Origin of the sequence: Thalassospira profundimaris WP0211 (genome assembly GCF_000300275.1) — a bacterium.
Lineage (GTDB): Bacteria > Pseudomonadota > Alphaproteobacteria > Rhodospirillales > Thalassospiraceae > Thalassospira > Thalassospira profundimaris.
Genome location: NZ_AMRN01000009.1, coordinates 140869 through 156727, shown reverse-complemented (window position 1 = coordinate 156727; position 15859 = coordinate 140869). Strand labels below are relative to the sequence as shown.

The following is a 15859-nucleotide window of genomic DNA, read 5'->3' as shown; positions in this document are numbered from 1 at the left end:
ATGACGCTCCCGCCACAAGCAATATCGCCCGGCCCTGCCGTCGGTGGACATGCTTCGGCGGGTGGTACTGCCGGGCAGGCCAATCAGGGTTCGGCTCCGGCACAAATCAATGCAACCGTCACAACCGCCACCCCGCAACAGGTCGCTGCCGCATTGGCAAAGCTCCCGGTCGAAACGTTGTTGCAGGCATCGGTTCAATCGCAATCAGGCAATCAACTGACCCTTGCCACCGCCCTTGGCTCGGTCACGGTCAGGATCCCCACTCCGCTTCCCAGCAATCTCGGCGATCTTTTGTGGGCCCGCATTCCGACAACCAATCCCGGCACCGGGCAATCTGCAATTGGCGGCAACCCGGCCGATGGCATGCGTCTGCAACTTCTGCCGCAAACACTGTCGCCGGGGGGATCCGGGGTGACCGGTGCCCTTGCCAACGGAAATATCGCTGGCAGCAGCCTGACACCCGGCCAGACATTTGGCGCAGTGACGACATCCATCCTGACCATGCCCAATGGCACCCAGTTACCCGCCGGAAGCCAGACACAGGTTATCTTCCTTGGTCAGGGCACGGTAACCGCACAGCAGGCCGCCAACGCCATGGCGTCCGCTGCCCAAGCCGGTTCTGCTGGTTCGGCGGGTATGGCAAGTGGCGCAGGCACAGGCGGTATGGCTGCCGGCATGGGACCAACCGTTGCCGCACAAACAGCCGCCGGGCAGGCCCCCGCTGGCACCTTGATGCTGACCGGGACAGTCTTGCCCCCTGATAGTGCCGAGGCCCGCCTGCTGCCGCAGGGTTTCACAGCCCTTCGCACCTCTGCCGGGATTGTCGGCATCAAATTGCCGGTTCCCGCGCCCACGGGCGCAACCCTGTCATTTAACGTTGATCCATCGGGCGGTGCCAAGGTATCGACATCTGTCCCGATGACCGAGGCACAATTGATCGCGCGCGGTCAGGCCGCCGCCCTCACCCATGACTGGGACAGTCTGCACAGGGCAGTTAGCGCCCTGCAGCAACATGATCCCGGCGCGGCACTCAGCATGCTAAACAACATTCCCCAGGCTGGCCCCAAACTGACCACCACCATGATGTTCTTCTTTGCTGCCATGACAGGTCAGGGCGGCAGTTTGCGTGGCTGGCTGGGCGATCGCGCCGCGACCAGCCTGGCCACACTGTCCGATACAGACGGTGGCGGGCTTAAACGGCTTGAAGGTGATTTTGCCCAGTTGCGTGCGATGGCAACCGAAGAACGTCCGGATGGCTGGCGCGTGATGGCGATGCCGTTCAATATGGGCGACAAGATCGAACAGCTTCAACTGGGTTGGCGGCATGGCGATCGCGAAAATGATCCCGACAAACCCGATGATCAGGGCACGCGTTTCCTGCTGGATCTGTCTTTCAGTGTAGTGGGTCACACCCAGTTGGATGGCCTTGTGAAAGGCGAGGACAGCAAGTTTGACCTGATTGTCCGCACCGAAAACCCGTTGCAATCCCATAATCGCGATGACATTCGCGGTATCTTCCGCGAGGCCCTTCAAATTGCCGGTTACACCGGCCATATCCTGTTTCAGGATGGGTCGCGTTTTGTCGAAATTGGTCCGGTGCCCGATGGCAAGGACCCGCATTCCCACCACGGGATCGAAGCATAAGGATCATCATCCTGAAATGAATGCTTTTCCTGCCTCGGGCGCGGACGTATCCTTGAATTTACCTCTTATGACAACGGTTGGAAGCCATGCTTGAGATTTATCAGCGCCGTAATCTGATCCAGACAGAGCCGAACCCGGGCACAAGGATTGATTACGTCGTTACCCTGCAAAGCAATCTGACCGGTGCCAAGGATGTCTTTCCGGCCCGCCTGACGCTGCGTTATGTGCCCGACCGCCTGATTCTTAAGACCAATAATCTCGCGGAATATTACGCGGAGATCGCCAGTATCGAGTTCGAGAATTTCGAAGCCGCCGCCGTTCTGTTGATGGATGATTTCAACAACGAACTCGTCCCGCGCTGGATCAGCCTGCGTCTGGACAAACAGACAGCCGATAACGATCAGGTCTTCCACCACGAAACCGCCCTTGAAGACCGCCAGCCGAAATGGGGCAACCCGCGTCTTCTGGATCGTCTCGAACGTTACTGAGCAATCAGCGGAACGGGTTCCCGTGCACCCATTGGGTCAGGGAATAGCGAAGACCCGCCGTGGTCGGCGCCACGCGATGTAAAACAAAGCTCGGAAAGAAGATCGCGGATCCCCGCGCCATCGGTGCATCAATAAAATGCCCGGCCGGGTTAAGCTGCAATTGTCCGCCTTCATACTGATCGGGCTCGGAAAGCTGGATCACCATGGTCAGTTTGCGACGGCGCGCAACGTCTGATGCACCCACATCACTGTGCCAGTCATAATGCCCACGCAGATCCCCGGCATAGCAGGCAATCTGGGCATCCTCGGCAAACTCGGTCAGGGAAAAGTCAAAGACGTTGCGATTGACCTCGGCAACCAGATCGACAATCCGCCGACAGACAACCGGTTCCTGTTCTTCGTTAAACCAGGTGATTTTGGATCGGCGAATATGCGTCGCGGCCTGCCCCTGTACGAGGCCACCTTCATCCATCTCGTGGGCAAAGCCATTGATCAGGCGGTCACAGGTCGCCGGATCAAGCGCATCCGGGACAATTGCAAACATTTCTTCAGGGAACATTTACGACACTCTCCAGGCCGCACGGGCCTTTTGATTTAACGTCTGGGGCCCAAGATCATTCTTTGCGACAAGATGCTCTTAAGACCAATCATCGCGCGATACCAGAAAATTCAAACCCTGTCATCGATCCATGTCCGCGTATCTAGCCACGCAGTTCAATCACCCGCCCACCAGCGGCTGCACCGTCTTCGGGGTCATGGGTTACCATCAGGGTCGGCAAGCTGTTCTTGCGACACAGGTCAAACACAACCGACCTGATCTGGGACCGAAGGCCGCTATCGAGTTTTGAAAATGGCTCATCAAGCAACAAGGCACAAGGTTCTGACAACAGAACCCGCATCAAGGCCACCCGCGCGCGCTGCCCGCCTGATAATGTTGCCGGATCACGATCATAAAACCCGTCCATCTCTGCACTGCCAAGGGCTGCCTCAACCCGCGCACGCCGGGCCGCACGCCCCTTGATATGCGCGGGCACCGCAAAGGCCAGATTTCCACCCACCGAAAGATGGGGAAACAGCAAGTCATCCTGAAACAGAATGCCGACATGGCGGTCTTGTGGCGCCAAGCCATCAAGCACCCTGCCATCAAGAACCACCTGACCGGTCACCTCAAACGCATCGGGCAAGGTGCCACAGATATGCCCAAGCAAACTGGATTTCCCCGATCCGCTGGGGCCCATCAGGGTGACAATCTCGCCCGGCGCAATGGTCAGATCGACCGCAACCAGTTCGCGCCCGTCAAGGCGCACCCGCACGTCATGCAATTCCAGACCGTTTTTGGCTGCTTCAGGCATTTAGCATCCTTGTCATCCTTTGTTCTGGGCGCCCATGCCGCGCCGGTGACGGAATAAAACCGCCGGGATCAGCAAGGCCAAGGCAAATCCGGCGAACGGTAAAACCATCTGAAACAGGCCGTAAATCCCGATCATCCGACGATCCCCGCCCGATGCCAAGGCAACCGCCTCGGTGGTGACGGTGGCAAAGCGCCCTGCCCCGATCAGAAGTGTCGGCAAATACTGCCCGACCGTCACGGCAAGCCCGACGGCGGCGGCGGTTAAAACCGCACGGGTCAACAACGGCAAACGCACCTGCCAAAACACCCGAGTGGGCGACGCGCCAAGACAAAGGGCCGTCTGCCCATAGCGCGGATCAAGGGCACGAAACGGTTCAGACAGCGATAAGAACACATAGGGCGCAACAAACACCAGATGCCCAAGAACAACCGAGACCAAGGTACGTTCCAGCCCAAGCAGGCTAAAGAACACCTGCAAGCCAAACATGAAGCTGATTTGCGGCACCAGAAGCGGCAGGTAAATCAAAAACATCGCCCGCCGCCCGGCGACCTTGCCGCTGCGCACTTCGTTCTCAAGACAGGCCAGAACCAGTGTTACGGCAATCACAACCGCCGGGATACCGATCAGAAGGGTCGTTGTCAGGCTATTGCCAATGGCATCAAGTTCGCGCGCCCAAAGACGCAGCGAAAAACCACGCGGCAACAGATCGGGAAACGCCCAGAACCCGGCAACACTCCAGACCAGCAAAACCACAAGCCCAAGAACCACTGTTCCGGCCGCGACCAGCGCCATCACCGCCGACACCCCACGCACAGCGCCATCTTGCTTGAACCGGTTGCCATCGATGGCCCAACGGGCACCAATCACGGCGACAAGCCGCTCGCCCGCAATCCAGATTGCCATGGCCGCGATCACGATCAGCAATTGCAGCACGGCCGCGCTTGATGCCATGAACCGCAAGGCAAGATCGGGATCGGACAACCATCCCAGAATGCGCACCGAAAGTGGCGCCGGTGTTGTCGGGGCCAGAATGATCGCCACATCAACAACCGACGTCGAATAGGCCAGAACCGCCAGAACCGGCAAACGGATCTGTGGATAGATGCGTGGCAATGTTGCCTTGAACCATCCCGCAATCCTGCCATAGCCAAGGCTTGCCGTGACCTGTGCGGTGCGGTCTGTGTCTGCCTGTGGCAAGGCAGACAACGTCATCAGAAACAGAAACGGGATTTCCTTGGCAACCAGCCCGGCAATCAGGGCGATGCCCCAAGGGTCATGAATGATCGCGATATCAGGCGGCCGTTCCCACCCGGCAACCTGTGCCACCACACGCACGATCCAGCCCGACGGCGCAATCAAGAAGGCCAGACCAAAGGCCGCCGTTGCATGCGGTACCGACAGGATTGGTGACAACACCCGCTGCATGGCGTGAAAGATTCGCGTTCCCTGCCAGGCGGCACAAAACAGCATGACGATCGAAACCGAAATCGCGGTTGCGATCAAACCATTGACGAATGACAGGCGGATGGATGTGCCAAGGCCGGGCTGCGCAAACATTGCCTGCCACGGATCAAGCGATGGTGTCGTCCCGCCAAGGGCGGGCAAGATGCCAAATGCAGGCAACAAAGTTCCGATCAACCCGGCCGAAACCGGGCCGATCATCAGAACAAGTGTCAGGATCGGAACAAAACGCAGCATGCGTTATTATTGTACAACGCCGTAACGTTTTTGCCATTCGGTTTCGACCAGCGACATCCAGCTTGGATGCGGTTCCGGCAGAACCGTTCCGCGTTCGGACGGCGCAAGCGATGCTATGCCAAGATCAAGATTGGCAAACGCGTCTTGCATATCGGCAGGCAACTTATCCATCGCCAGTACCGTATCAGCACCCCAATATTGCGGGTCCTGCTTGCGCAGCTGGGCCTCGGGTGACATCAGGAAATCGGCCAGAACAACCGCACCGGCCTTGGCCGACGCGTTATAGGGAATGGCAACAAAGTTGGTGTTGCCAAGGGTACCGTTCTCAAACACGTAGGAGCGCACGGTATCGGGAAGCTCAAACGCCTCAATCGCGGATGATACCTCGCCAGAGCTGAACGAAAAGGCGATATCGACTTCGTTGTCCGCCAGAAGGGTGCGCATAGACGCCCCGTTCTGCGGATAGGCCTGACCGTTACGCCACAAAAGCGGCTGCAAATCTTCCAGATAGCCCCAAAGCGGTGCCAGGGTGGCTTCGGCATCGGTTTCATCAGCGGGCTGCTGTAGAACACTAGGATCGGCAACCAGTTCGGTCAGGATCTGTTTAAGGAAAGTCGATCCCATATAATTGGGCGGCTGCGGATAGGTAAATCTGCCCGGATGTTTCACCAGCCATTCCAGTAATTGCTGGGCAGTTTTCGGAACGCTATCAAGCTTGGCGGTATCGTAATAGAAACTGACCTGCGCCATGCCCCAAGGGGCTTCAAGCCCGTCGGTCGGAACAGTGAAGTCATTGATCACTGTCGGTTTGCCTTCAACATCGACATAGGCAAAGTTTGGCGTCTGTTCCGCCCACGGTCCGAACAAAAGGTCATTGCGCTTCATCGCGGCAAAGTTTTCACCGTTAATCCAGATCATATCAACCGCCCCGCCGTCATCGACGCCAGCGGTCTTTTCCGACAGAACGCGGGTCACCGCATCGGCGGTATCAGTCAGTTTGACCTGAACGACTTCAACGCCATAGCGTTCGCGCACCTGTTCACCGGCCCAGGCGATGTAATCATTAATGCGCGGCTCCCCGCCCCAGGCATGCCAATAAACGGTCTGGCCACGGGCCTGATCAAGAACCGATTGCCAGTTTCCGACATCCGGTGCCGGGTCTGCAAAGGCAGGCGTCGACAACGTCGTCGTCGCAAGCCCCACTGCCAGCGCCAAAGCAGAAACGAAAGTGCGCATTTTTGATCGCATCTCGGACAATCCTTTTACCTGATGACCCAAAGCCCTTCCCGCATGCCGGGTGTGGCTGATTGATTGGTTTTATACTCGTCAGTTTTTCAACAGACGGCACATAAAATCAATTCACGCTTGCGTTAGGGGCCTATCAAACACACTTTGTCTGCAACAAGTTGTTCGCTTTTTGCGCCCCTGTTTAGGAAGTTTTCGATGTTTGAATGGATGAGTGATCCCAACATGTGGATGGGCCTTGCCACCCTGACCGCGCTGGAAATTGTGCTGGGCATCGACAACATCGTTTTCCTGTCGGTGATTGTCTCGAAACTTCCGCAAAACCAACAGGCATCGGCGCGCCGCATCGGTCTTCTTGCGGCAATGGGCATGCGGCTGGGGCTTTTGGCCGGTATCGCCTGGGTCATGCAACTGACCTCGCCACTTTTCGCTGCCTTCGGTCAGGAAATCAGCGGCCGCGACATGATCCTTATTTTTGGTGGTCTGTTCCTGATTGCCAAGGCGTCCAAGGAAATTCATCACACAATTGACGAGCCCGAAGAACACGGTCCGGGCAAAATCATGTCGAGCTTTGCAATGACCATCGTGCAGATCATGTTGCTTGATATGATTTTCTCGCTCGATAGCGTCATCACAGCGGTTGGTCTGGTCGATCATATTTCGATCATGATGATCGCGGTGATCCTGTCTGTTCTGGTGATGCTGATGGCAGCCAAGACCATTGGCGAATTTGTAGAACAACACCCCTCTGTCAAAATGCTGGCATTATCGTTTTTGATTTTGGTCGGGTTTGTCTTGCTGCTGGACGGGGTCGAGATTCACGTACCGAAAGGCTACATCTATTTTGCAATGGCCTTTAGCCTGTCGGTCGAGACGCTCAATCTTCTGAACCACAAACGTAAACTCAAACGTCGTGCGCAAGAGAATGGCTGATGAAAAAAGTTGATCCGCCGCTATGTCTGGCAAACGCCTTCATGGAACGCGAACTTGAAAACGTCGACGTATTTGAGTTTCCCGAAGGCACGCGCACAGCTGCTGATGCCGCAAACGCCATTGGCTGCGATATCAGCGACATTGGAAAATCACTGGTGTTCATGACCGAGGCATCCCGCCCGGTCCTGATCATCATGAATGGTGCCGATCAGGTCGATCTGGACAAGGTCGCCGCCCTGCTGCGTTTATCCGTCCGCAAGGCCGATGCAACCGAGGTCCGCGAACATACAGGCTACGCCATTGGCGGCGTTCCGCCCTTTGGACACGCCAAGCCCGTGGAAACGCTGATTGATAAAAAGCTTCTGGCAAAGAAAACCGTCTGGCTTGCCGCCGGGACACCGAAAACAGTGTTTGAGCTTAAAACAAGCGACCTCAAACGCGTAACCGGCATAGAAACCGGCGTTAATATCGCCGTCTAACTCTCCCGAAAATCACATAAGCCCGTCATCGCGTGTCGCCGAACGCATGCCGATTTCGTCAAGTTCGTCTTGTTCTTTCTTGTCTTCTTCGGCGCGTTCGGCCTCAAGCCGATTACGTTCGGCAATTTCGGCGGTTTTAAATTCCTTGAAGGCATCGGCAACTTCATCGCGAAAGATGTCGATCTTTTCTTCCTGTTCGGCAATCATTTTTTCGATTGCCTCGCGCTCGGCGATCACCGCGGTGGCAAATCCGCCATAGGCAAACCCGGCAAGTTCCGGGTTTTCGGCCGCGATCTTTTGCTCGGCCAGCACCGCCTGTTCGAGGGCCTCTTTTTCCGCCTCAAGATTACCCAGCACACCAAGCATCTCGCCCAATTGGCGCTGCTTTTCATCAAGCGCCCATTTGCGCATGCGCACCAGTGTTTTGAAATTCTTGGCCATGGGTTACCCCCTAGGGTCCGCGATCATTCCGATGCCCCGCCGGTGCCATCATTACCGCCCCGACGCAGCGCCCGCTTGGCCGCGTTCAGGTCCTGCCCGTCGCGTTTTGATCGGCTGCTGACCTTGGGTCCGCGATTGATCTTGGGCCCGATTGATGGTGGCGGTGCTGGGCGGGGGGGCTGCATTTCGGGCGCTGCTGCGGGCTGTTGCGGATTGGCGCTTCCCGCTTGCCGCGCCTGTCCACCCGGTTGTCCTTGGGCAGGGGCAGGCTGTTCGGGTTGCTCGGCCAGCATATCGAGACGCCGGGCCAATTCCAGATATCCCTCATTGAGGCGCGTGCATTCTGTCTTGCGCTGTTTAAGGAATTCCTCGATCAGCGGGAAGTAATGAATGGCTTCGTCGACCTTGGGATCGGTACCCTTGCGATAGGCGCCAAGGCGGATCAGTTCCGCCATATCATCGTAGGTCGCCAAAAGCTGACGCGCGCGGGCAACGATCTGGTTTTCTTCCTCGTTATTACAGCCTGGCATGGTACGCGACACGCTGCGCAGGATATTGATCGCCGGATAACGGCCTTGCTCGGCAATCGCACGGTCCAGCACCACGTGGCCATCCAGGATACCGCGCACCGCATCCGAAATCGGTTCGTTGTGGTCATCGCCATCAACCAGAACCGTAAACAGCCCGGTGATCGATCCCTGCCCCGGCCCACCGGGACCGGCACGTTCCAAAAGACGCGGCAATTCGGCAAAGACGGTCGGCGTATAGCCCTTTGATGCTGGCGGTTCGCCCACCGAAAGGCTGATTTCACGTTGCGCCATGGCAAAGCGCGTCACGGAATCCATCATGCACAAGACATCGCGCCCGACATCACGGAAATATTCCGAAAGCGCCATGGTCATATAGGCCGCCTGGCGGCGCATCAGCGGCGGTTCATCCGATGTCGCCACGACGACAACAGAACGACGCAGGCCTTCTTCGCCCAGATCATCTTCGATGAATTCGCGCGCTTCACGGCCACGTTCGCCAATCAGCCCTACCACCGACACATCCGATGTCGTATGGCGCGTCATCATTGACAGCAAACTTGATTTACCAACGCCCGACCCGGCAAAGATGCCCATACGTTGCCCGCGGCAACAGGTCAGAAACGTGTTCATCGCCCGAACGCCCAGATCGATCTTGCCGGCCACGCGCTGGCGCGAATGGGCCGATGGCGGCATGTTGCGGATCGGATACGGGCGGTTGCCCTCAGACAGCGGGCCTTTGCCATCAACCGGCTCGCCAAACGCATTGACCACACGGCCCAGCCAGCTTTCATCGGGATAGACTTGCGGTTGGGTATCGCCAAGTTCGACTTCGCAGCCGATCCCGATCCCGTCCAGAATGCCAAACGGCATCAAAAGGGCGCGTTCGTTGCGAAAACCGACAACCTCGCAAATCACGGTTTTGCCATCGCGGCGTTTGACCTTGCAGCGGTCGCCAACCGACAACGCACCTTCAACCCCGCCAATCTCGACCAGAAGGCCCAAAACGGCAGTCACCCGGCCAACCACGCGATAGTCGGGAATACGGCGGAGTTCTGCGACGATATTGCGGCCAATCTGAAACACGGGCGGTTCTTTTCAGCGAAAATGGTACAAACAACTCTTGTAACACGGAAATTTGCCCCTCCGAACGGTAACAGGGGTGGCAAATCGTACCGCGTCGTACCAAATATATAGTCATAATCGGTATTAAAAAGCCGTGTAGACGATTAAATCGATTTTTTTTCGTTGCATAAGGCTTTTGGAATTAACACCGCAAACCGTTGGGAAAACTTGCGTTCCGTCCCCGAGTCGCTTCTTTGAACGAAAAAAAGTTAACAAGTTGCGACTCGCCTGCTTGCCACGAGTCGCAAAGCAACGTATCGTTAACCGAATGGGGAAAATTTCCCAAAGGCCGGCAATCGTTGGGGCGCTTGTCGATCTACCGGATCAACACGGACTTATTGCGGAACACGGTAACGGAGCAGAGACATGCGGGTGCTGCTTGTTGAGGATGACAACACCTATGCTGACAGCATCGAACTGATGCTTAAGTCTGAGGGCATGGTGATTGACACTACCGACCTTGGGGAAGATGGTCTCGAGATCGGCAAGCTTTACGATTATGACATTATTCTTCTGGACCTTATGCTGCCAGATATTGACGGCTACGAGGTCCTGAGACGTTTGCGCGACGCACGCGTCGAAACACCGGTCCTGATCCTGTCGGGTCTGACCGAAACCGAAGACAAGGTCAAAGGCCTTGGCTTTGGCGCAGATGATTATCTGACCAAGCCTTTCGAGAAAACCGAACTTCTGGCACGTGTGCAGGCAATTGTTCGCCGTTCACGCGGCCATGCCCAGTCGATGATTTCGACCGGTAAACTCAACGTCAACCTGGATGCACGCACCGTCGATGTCGATGGCAAACCGCTGCATCTGACCGGCAAGGAATATGGCATTCTGGAACTGCTGTCGTTGCGCAAGGGCACGACACTGACCAAGGAAATGTTCCTCAACCACCTTTATGGCGGTATGGACGAGCCGGAACTCAAGATCATTGACGTCTTTGTCTGCAAACTGCGCAAGAAAATCCAGTCTGCGACCAAGGGCGACAATTACATCCATACGGTTTGGGGCCGGGGCTATGTCCTGCGCGATCCCGACACCAACAGCGCTGCGGCCTGATTTTCGGGAACTTGGTATCAGGCACGCCTGATACCGCCCCAACAGTTGCCGCTATACGAAAAACGCCCCGGAGATGAACCGGGGCGTTTTTCGTTTCTGATCACGGCAAATAGATAAGCGGATCAACAAGGCCGCTGATCTGCAACCGATCAATCAGTTCGAAAATCGGGATCACCATCAGAAAGACCAGCCCATCGCGCAATGTTCGCCACAAAAGATGCGGGCGAACTTCAAGTATCTCGGCGTCGCGCCAGGCACCAAACCGTGGGCCAAACCGCGGCACGCGTGTCTTGTAATCTTCAAACGATGCACCAAAAAGCATCGCAAGCGCCCTTTCTTCGCGCAGGATCACCGGCAAGAACACACCAAACGCCCCGACCCCGAACAACAGGGCAATCAAAAGGCTTCCGGTTTGCGCGCCAATGCCAGTCGCGCCGATGAAGCTGAACATATAAAGCGGATTGCGGCTGAGGGAATAGGGGCCGGTATCGGTCAGATCGCGCGCCTTGCGCCCGCCGATATAGAGCGTGCACCAGGCCCGCCCGAAAATGGCCATCAGAATCAGGACGATCCCGCCGGTCTCGACCGTTTCATGGGTAAACATCTCCACCTGTGCCAGCGACTGCATGAGCGGAAGCGCACACAGTACCAACAGCGCAATACCTGCAATGGCAAGCTTGCGACGGCGCTGGACACGGCGAAGGTCCTGACGCGGTGTGGCGATCGTGTTTGATGGATTTGAGGTCATTGGCCTTCCCGACTTTCAGTTCAACAGAACAGTCGGCAAGAAACCAACTGTCAGCTACTTCTTGTCGTCCGGTTTGCCAAAGCGGGACCGATCAAAGGTCGTGGACGGGCGCGTGGTTCCGCTGGAACCGCTTGTATTGCTACTGCCTGTCCCTGGCCGCTGTGTCGTACCACCGGCACCAGCACCGGTTCCGGTGCCAAGCGGGCGGCGATAGGTCGAACCCGTGGTATCCGTTGTTCCCGGACGTGTGGTTGAACCTGTACCAGTCGAACCTGACGGTCTGCTGAACGCGCTGCCAGTTGTGCCCGATCCCGTGCTCCCGGTTCCGGTTGTTCCCGGACGGGTGGTTGACGGGGTGGTGCCAAGCGGGCGCTGGGTCGACGTGGTGCCAAAACCTGAACCTGCGGGGCGGGTTGTTGCCGTCCCTGCTGTTCCGGTTGTTCCTGTTGCTCCGGTCGTCCCGACTGCCGGGCGGGCCGTTGTACCCGTCGTGGTCGCGGCACCGGTTTGCATATGTTTGGGCTTCTGGAAGGCCAAGCCGCCGGGTGCAGCAGCACCGGCCGCACTGGCGGCCCCCGCCTGCGCCTTTTCAAGAGCGGTCAGATCGACTTCCGGTGCCCCCGGACGGTTAAGCTGATAAATGCCACGTTGACGCGCAAGCGGTTTGAACTTGTCGGAAATGCCCAGAACCGTCTCTGCCCCGCCAAGGAACAGGAAACCGTCATCTGGCATCAGGGCAGAAACACGCGAAAGAACGTCACTTTTGGTCGGTTGATCGAAATAGATCAGCACGTTACGGCAATAGACGACATCAAACTGCCCAAGCGGACGGAAATCTTCCAGAAGGTTGAATTCCTTGTACTGCACCTTGGACCGGATATCGGCCGAGATTTGCCACTGGTCTTCCTTCTTTTGGAAGTATTTGACCAGAAGACCGATCGGAAGGCCCCTTTGGACTTCGAATTGCGAATACAGGCCTGCGCGCGCCTTGGTCAGGATCTCGCGCGAGATATCCGTCCCGACAATATCGATCCGCCAACCAGCGAGCTGCGACTTGAATTCATCAAGGATCATCGCCAGCGAATAGGGTTCCTGCCCGGAAGAGGCGGCAGCACACCAGATGCGCAGATGTTTTTTCGACGCACGTGTCTTGATCATGTGCGGCAGGACAACATGGCGGAACTGGTCAAACGGTTTGGTATCGCGGAAGAAGAAGCTTTCATTGGTCGTCATCGCATCAACGACTTCTTCGACCAGATTGCGGTCGCCACCTCGCAGCGTACCGATCAGCTCCGTCAGGTCCTTGAGGCCCCGTTTGCGTGCAATCGGCATCAACCGGCTTTCGAGCAGATAAGTCTTGTCCTGGCTCAGAACGAGCCCGGACTTTGACTTGATCAATCTGCTTACAAACTCGAAGTCATCCGGCTTCATCATTGTGGGTTAACGACCCCCCGCGAATTTTTTGATATAGGCCGCAATCCCACCCACCGGCAAAACCGCAGAACAGATACCGGCATGCGCCGCAGCGCCCGGCATCCCCCATACAACGCTACTCTGCTCGTCCTGTGCCACGACCATGCCCCCCGCATTGACCACGTCACGTCCACCAAGCATACCATCCTGCCCCATTCCGGTAAGTATTGCAGTCAGAATGTTTCCTCCGTAACTCGCGACCAGACTGCGCAACATCGGATCGACCGACGGACGACAGAAATTCTCGGGCGGGTTCTGATTTAGCTTCAGATGCCGGCTGGCACCACGCCCCTCTACAGTCATGTGGTAATCACCGGGGGCAAGATAAACCTGTCCACCAACAATTGGCATATTGTTTTGTGCTTCCTGACATTTAAGCCCGGTCAGACGGGTGATGTGCTCGGCCAGAATGGTGGTAAAGGTCGCGGGCATATGCTGGGTAATGAAGATTGGCTGGCGCACGCCATTGAGGCCACGCAACACTTCAAACAAGGCCTGCGGCCCACCGGTCGAACTGCCAATGGCGATGGCTTCGACATTGATGCGTTTTTCCGGCAGCAGCGTGACGCCACCGCGTGCGGACTGGCGTTTTGCCGGGGCCGGTGCACTTGCCGAACGAACCTGCTGGGCGCGTGCACTTTTTTGCGGCGCGGGTGCGGTTGGCCGTTTGGCCGGCGGTGCCGTTCTTGCGCTGGGTGCTGCTGTGGCGGGGCGTTCCGGCATTTTGGGCACGGTTTTGCCCTGCCCGCCTGCCGCAATGGCCGCATCGCGAATAAGTCTGCCCGGATCGCGTGACGGTGTCGTCGAACGCGCTGCACCACCAGCCGGGTTGGCAGCAGGTTTTGCGGCCTCCGACGATGCCGGTGTGGCCGGTTGCGGCTTTGGTGCCGGTTGCTGTGGCATCGGCGCCTGGCGCATCTGCGTTGGTTGCGGGCGGTGTTGCTGCATCGGACGGGGGCGCAATTCGGCGGTAAATCGTTTGCGCTGGATCCGGCCTTGTTTGTGAAGTTGCTGATGTTCGACCGACATTTCCGCCCGGAAAGCAGCCGCCTTGCCGCCAGAAGCTGCGTCATCGGGCTCAGATGCCTCGGCATCGGGCGCAGTTGATTTTTCTTCCGGTTCCGGTTCGGGGGCGGCTTGGGCAGCAGCGGCTTCTGCCGCGGCAGATTCTTCGACCTCAAGCATCTTGCGACGCTGTTCAGCCCAGGCTTTCACCTTGTCGAGAAGTTCTTCGCGGAACCCCTCGCCGACATTCAGGTCTTTTGACGAGCTTGGCTTGGGGATGTAATCCACAGCCCCGAGCGTCATCGCCTGGAAACTGATATCGGCATTTCGTTTGGTGAGTGTGGACGCCATGATCACGCGGACTGTCGGATCAATCTCCAACAGTTTCGGCAAGGCCGTCAAACCATCCATCACCGGCATTTCGATATCAAGAACAACGGCTTCGATGCCGCCTTTTTCCATGACTGCCAGTGCTTCTTCGCCATTGCTGACCGATCCGACGACTTCGATTTCGGCGTCTTCGGTCATCATACGTGTAACAAGTCCGCGCACGATGGCGGAATCATCCACGATCAGGACTTTGTATGGCGAATGGATGGGCGTTTCTTCCACGTGGTAGCGTCCCCGCTTGATGATGGAGATCGGATCTTGAAGGCTTACAGGTTCGTGAGCACCCCGGCCTAGATCAGGCCGACCTGCTCGAACTTGGCCTGGATGATCTCGCTATCGAACGGCTTCATGATGTATTCGTTCGCGCCAGCGGTGATGGCTTCCTGAATGTGTTCAAGGTCGTTTTCAGTTGTACAGAACACAACAACAGGATCATCGCCACCAGGCGTTGCACGCAGTTCACGCAGGAACTCGATTCCGCTTTTGACGGGCATGTTCCAATCAAGCAGAACCGCGTCGGGCATGGACTCAAGGCACTTGTCGAGTGCCTCCTGACCGTCCACTGCCTCTACAACCGCAAACCCGATTTCCTCGAGAATGCGTCTTGCTACCATCCGGATGACTTTCGAATCATCGACGACGAGACAACTCTTCATCGACTTCCTTCTCGCTTACTTAGGTCGTTAAGCCACAATGGCAGGAACCGGGCACATTGCGTGCCCGGCATGGGAAATCAGGTTAACCGGCCTGCTTGATCGAAGACGTGAAATCAAGCAGACGGGTCACGTCGAGAATCACCAGAAGCTTCTTGTCGAGACGGAAAATACCGTCCGAGAATTCGCGCCAGCGCGGATCGAGCGTTGCCGGGTTCTGTTCGAACGCCTTTTTCGGAACGCTCAGAACCTCTCCAACCTGATCGACCATCAGGCTGTAAAGTTCGCCACCTTCATCGACAACGATGCTCATGCCCGGCTCATCATCTTCGCGGTCACGCAGACCAAGACGTTTGCGGACATCAATCGCGGTCACGATACGACCACGAAGGTTCAACGATCCGGCCACTTCCGGCGGTGAAAGCGGGATACGGGTAATGCGTTGCGGCCCCAGGACATCCTGAACGGTCAGGACAGGGATACCGAAAAGCTGCTTGCCAATATTCGCGGTCACGAAATCCTGGCTGTCACCACCAAGTTCAAGGGCTCCGCCTTTTTCCTGGCTCGGGACGAGTGCGTTTTTATCGCTCATAGGA

At 57.1% G+C, this 15859-nt stretch carries 15 protein-coding genes and 1 pseudogene; 5 read left to right on the top strand and 11 right to left on the bottom strand.

Features of this window, described 5'->3' with window-relative positions:
- A complete protein-coding gene (locus TH2_RS16775) occupies positions 1–1644 on the top strand; it encodes a hypothetical protein (RefSeq protein WP_008891632.1) in 1644 nt (547 codons plus the stop codon).
- 86 nt (positions 1645–1730) lie between these two features.
- Complete coding sequence (locus TH2_RS16770; RefSeq protein ID WP_008891631.1) at positions 1731–2132, top strand: hypothetical protein; 402 nt, start codon at positions 1731–1733, stop codon at positions 2130–2132.
- Positions 2133–2136: 4 nt separating this feature from the next.
- On the opposite strand, the gene TH2_RS16765 is transcribed toward TH2_RS16770, so the two are convergent.
- The 4 genes from TH2_RS16765 to TH2_RS16750 all read right to left on the bottom strand — a co-directional run bounded on the left by TH2_RS16765 (position 2137) and on the right by TH2_RS16750 (position 6418).
- The gene (locus TH2_RS16765) at positions 2137–2691 is read right to left on the bottom strand and encodes a prolyl hydroxylase family protein (RefSeq protein WP_008891630.1); all 555 of its coding nucleotides are present in this window, start codon (positions 2689–2691) and stop codon (positions 2137–2139) included.
- A 142-nt stretch (positions 2692–2833) separates the two neighbouring features.
- The gene (locus tag TH2_RS16760) at positions 2834–3484 is read right to left on the bottom strand and encodes an ATP-binding cassette domain-containing protein (RefSeq protein ID WP_008891629.1); all 651 of its coding nucleotides are present in this window, start codon (positions 3482–3484) and stop codon (positions 2834–2836) included.
- A gap of 12 nt (positions 3485–3496) precedes the next feature.
- A complete protein-coding gene (locus TH2_RS16755) occupies positions 3497–5182 on the bottom strand; it encodes an ABC transporter permease (RefSeq protein ID WP_008891628.1) in 1686 nt (561 codons plus the stop codon).
- A gap of 6 nt (positions 5183–5188) precedes the next feature.
- Complete coding sequence (locus TH2_RS16750; RefSeq protein ID WP_157194197.1) at positions 5189–6418, bottom strand: ABC transporter substrate-binding protein; 1230 nt, start codon at positions 6416–6418, stop codon at positions 5189–5191.
- Between the two features lie 207 nt (positions 6419–6625).
- On the opposite strand from TH2_RS16750, the gene TH2_RS16745 reads away from it, so the two are divergent.
- A complete protein-coding gene (locus TH2_RS16745; RefSeq protein ID WP_008891626.1) occupies positions 6626–7360 on the top strand; it encodes a TerC family protein in 735 nt (244 codons plus the stop codon).
- Positions 7360–7839 carry a YbaK/EbsC family protein gene (locus tag TH2_RS16740; protein WP_008891625.1) on the top strand — a complete coding sequence of 160 codons (480 nt, stop codon included), beginning with the start codon at positions 7360–7362 and terminating at the stop codon, positions 7837–7839. The genes TH2_RS16745 and TH2_RS16740 overlap by 1 nt, the downstream gene beginning before the upstream one ends.
- Positions 7840–7851: 12 nt before the next feature.
- Here the strand turns inward: TH2_RS16740 and TH2_RS16735 are convergent, their stop codons facing one another.
- Together TH2_RS16735 and fliI are read right to left on the bottom strand one after the other, a co-directional pair.
- On the bottom strand, positions 7852–8280 hold the full coding sequence (locus TH2_RS16735; RefSeq protein WP_008891624.1) for a flagellar export protein FliJ: 429 nt from the start codon (positions 8278–8280) through the stop codon (positions 7852–7854).
- 23 nt (positions 8281–8303) lie between these two features.
- A complete protein-coding gene (gene fliI / locus TH2_RS16730) occupies positions 8304–9893 on the bottom strand; it encodes a flagellar protein export ATPase FliI (protein WP_008891623.1) in 1590 nt (529 codons plus the stop codon).
- A gap of 405 nt (positions 9894–10298) precedes the next feature.
- Here fliI and ctrA point away from each other — a divergent pair, with 405 nt between their 5' ends.
- Positions 10299–10994 (top strand): response regulator transcription factor CtrA, encoded by a 696-nt coding sequence (ctrA, locus tag TH2_RS16725; RefSeq protein ID WP_008891622.1) that lies wholly within the window; start codon positions 10299–10301, stop codon positions 10992–10994.
- Between the two features lie 100 nt (positions 10995–11094).
- Here ctrA and TH2_RS16720 read toward each other — a convergent pair whose 3' ends face one another.
- The 5 genes and pseudogenes from TH2_RS16720 to TH2_RS16695 form a co-directional block, all read right to left on the bottom strand.
- Positions 11095–11742 (bottom strand): methyltransferase family protein, encoded by a 648-nt coding sequence (locus tag TH2_RS16720; RefSeq protein ID WP_008891621.1) that lies wholly within the window; start codon positions 11740–11742, stop codon positions 11095–11097.
- Between the two features lie 618 nt (positions 11743–12360).
- Positions 12361–13173, bottom strand: a pseudogene (locus tag TH2_RS21820) (CheR family methyltransferase); the annotation flags it as partial.
- Between the two features lie 9 nt (positions 13174–13182).
- The gene (locus TH2_RS21925; RefSeq protein WP_008891619.1) at positions 13183–14832 is read right to left on the bottom strand and encodes a chemotaxis protein CheB; all 1650 of its coding nucleotides are present in this window, start codon (positions 14830–14832) and stop codon (positions 13183–13185) included.
- 68 nt (positions 14833–14900) lie between these two features.
- The gene (locus tag TH2_RS16700) at positions 14901–15266 is read right to left on the bottom strand and encodes a response regulator (RefSeq protein ID WP_008891618.1); all 366 of its coding nucleotides are present in this window, start codon (positions 15264–15266) and stop codon (positions 14901–14903) included.
- Positions 15267–15348: 82 nt separating this feature from the next.
- Complete coding sequence (locus tag TH2_RS16695) at positions 15349–15855, bottom strand: chemotaxis protein CheW (protein WP_008891617.1); 507 nt, start codon at positions 15853–15855, stop codon at positions 15349–15351.
- Positions 15856–15859 lie beyond the last annotated feature (4 nt).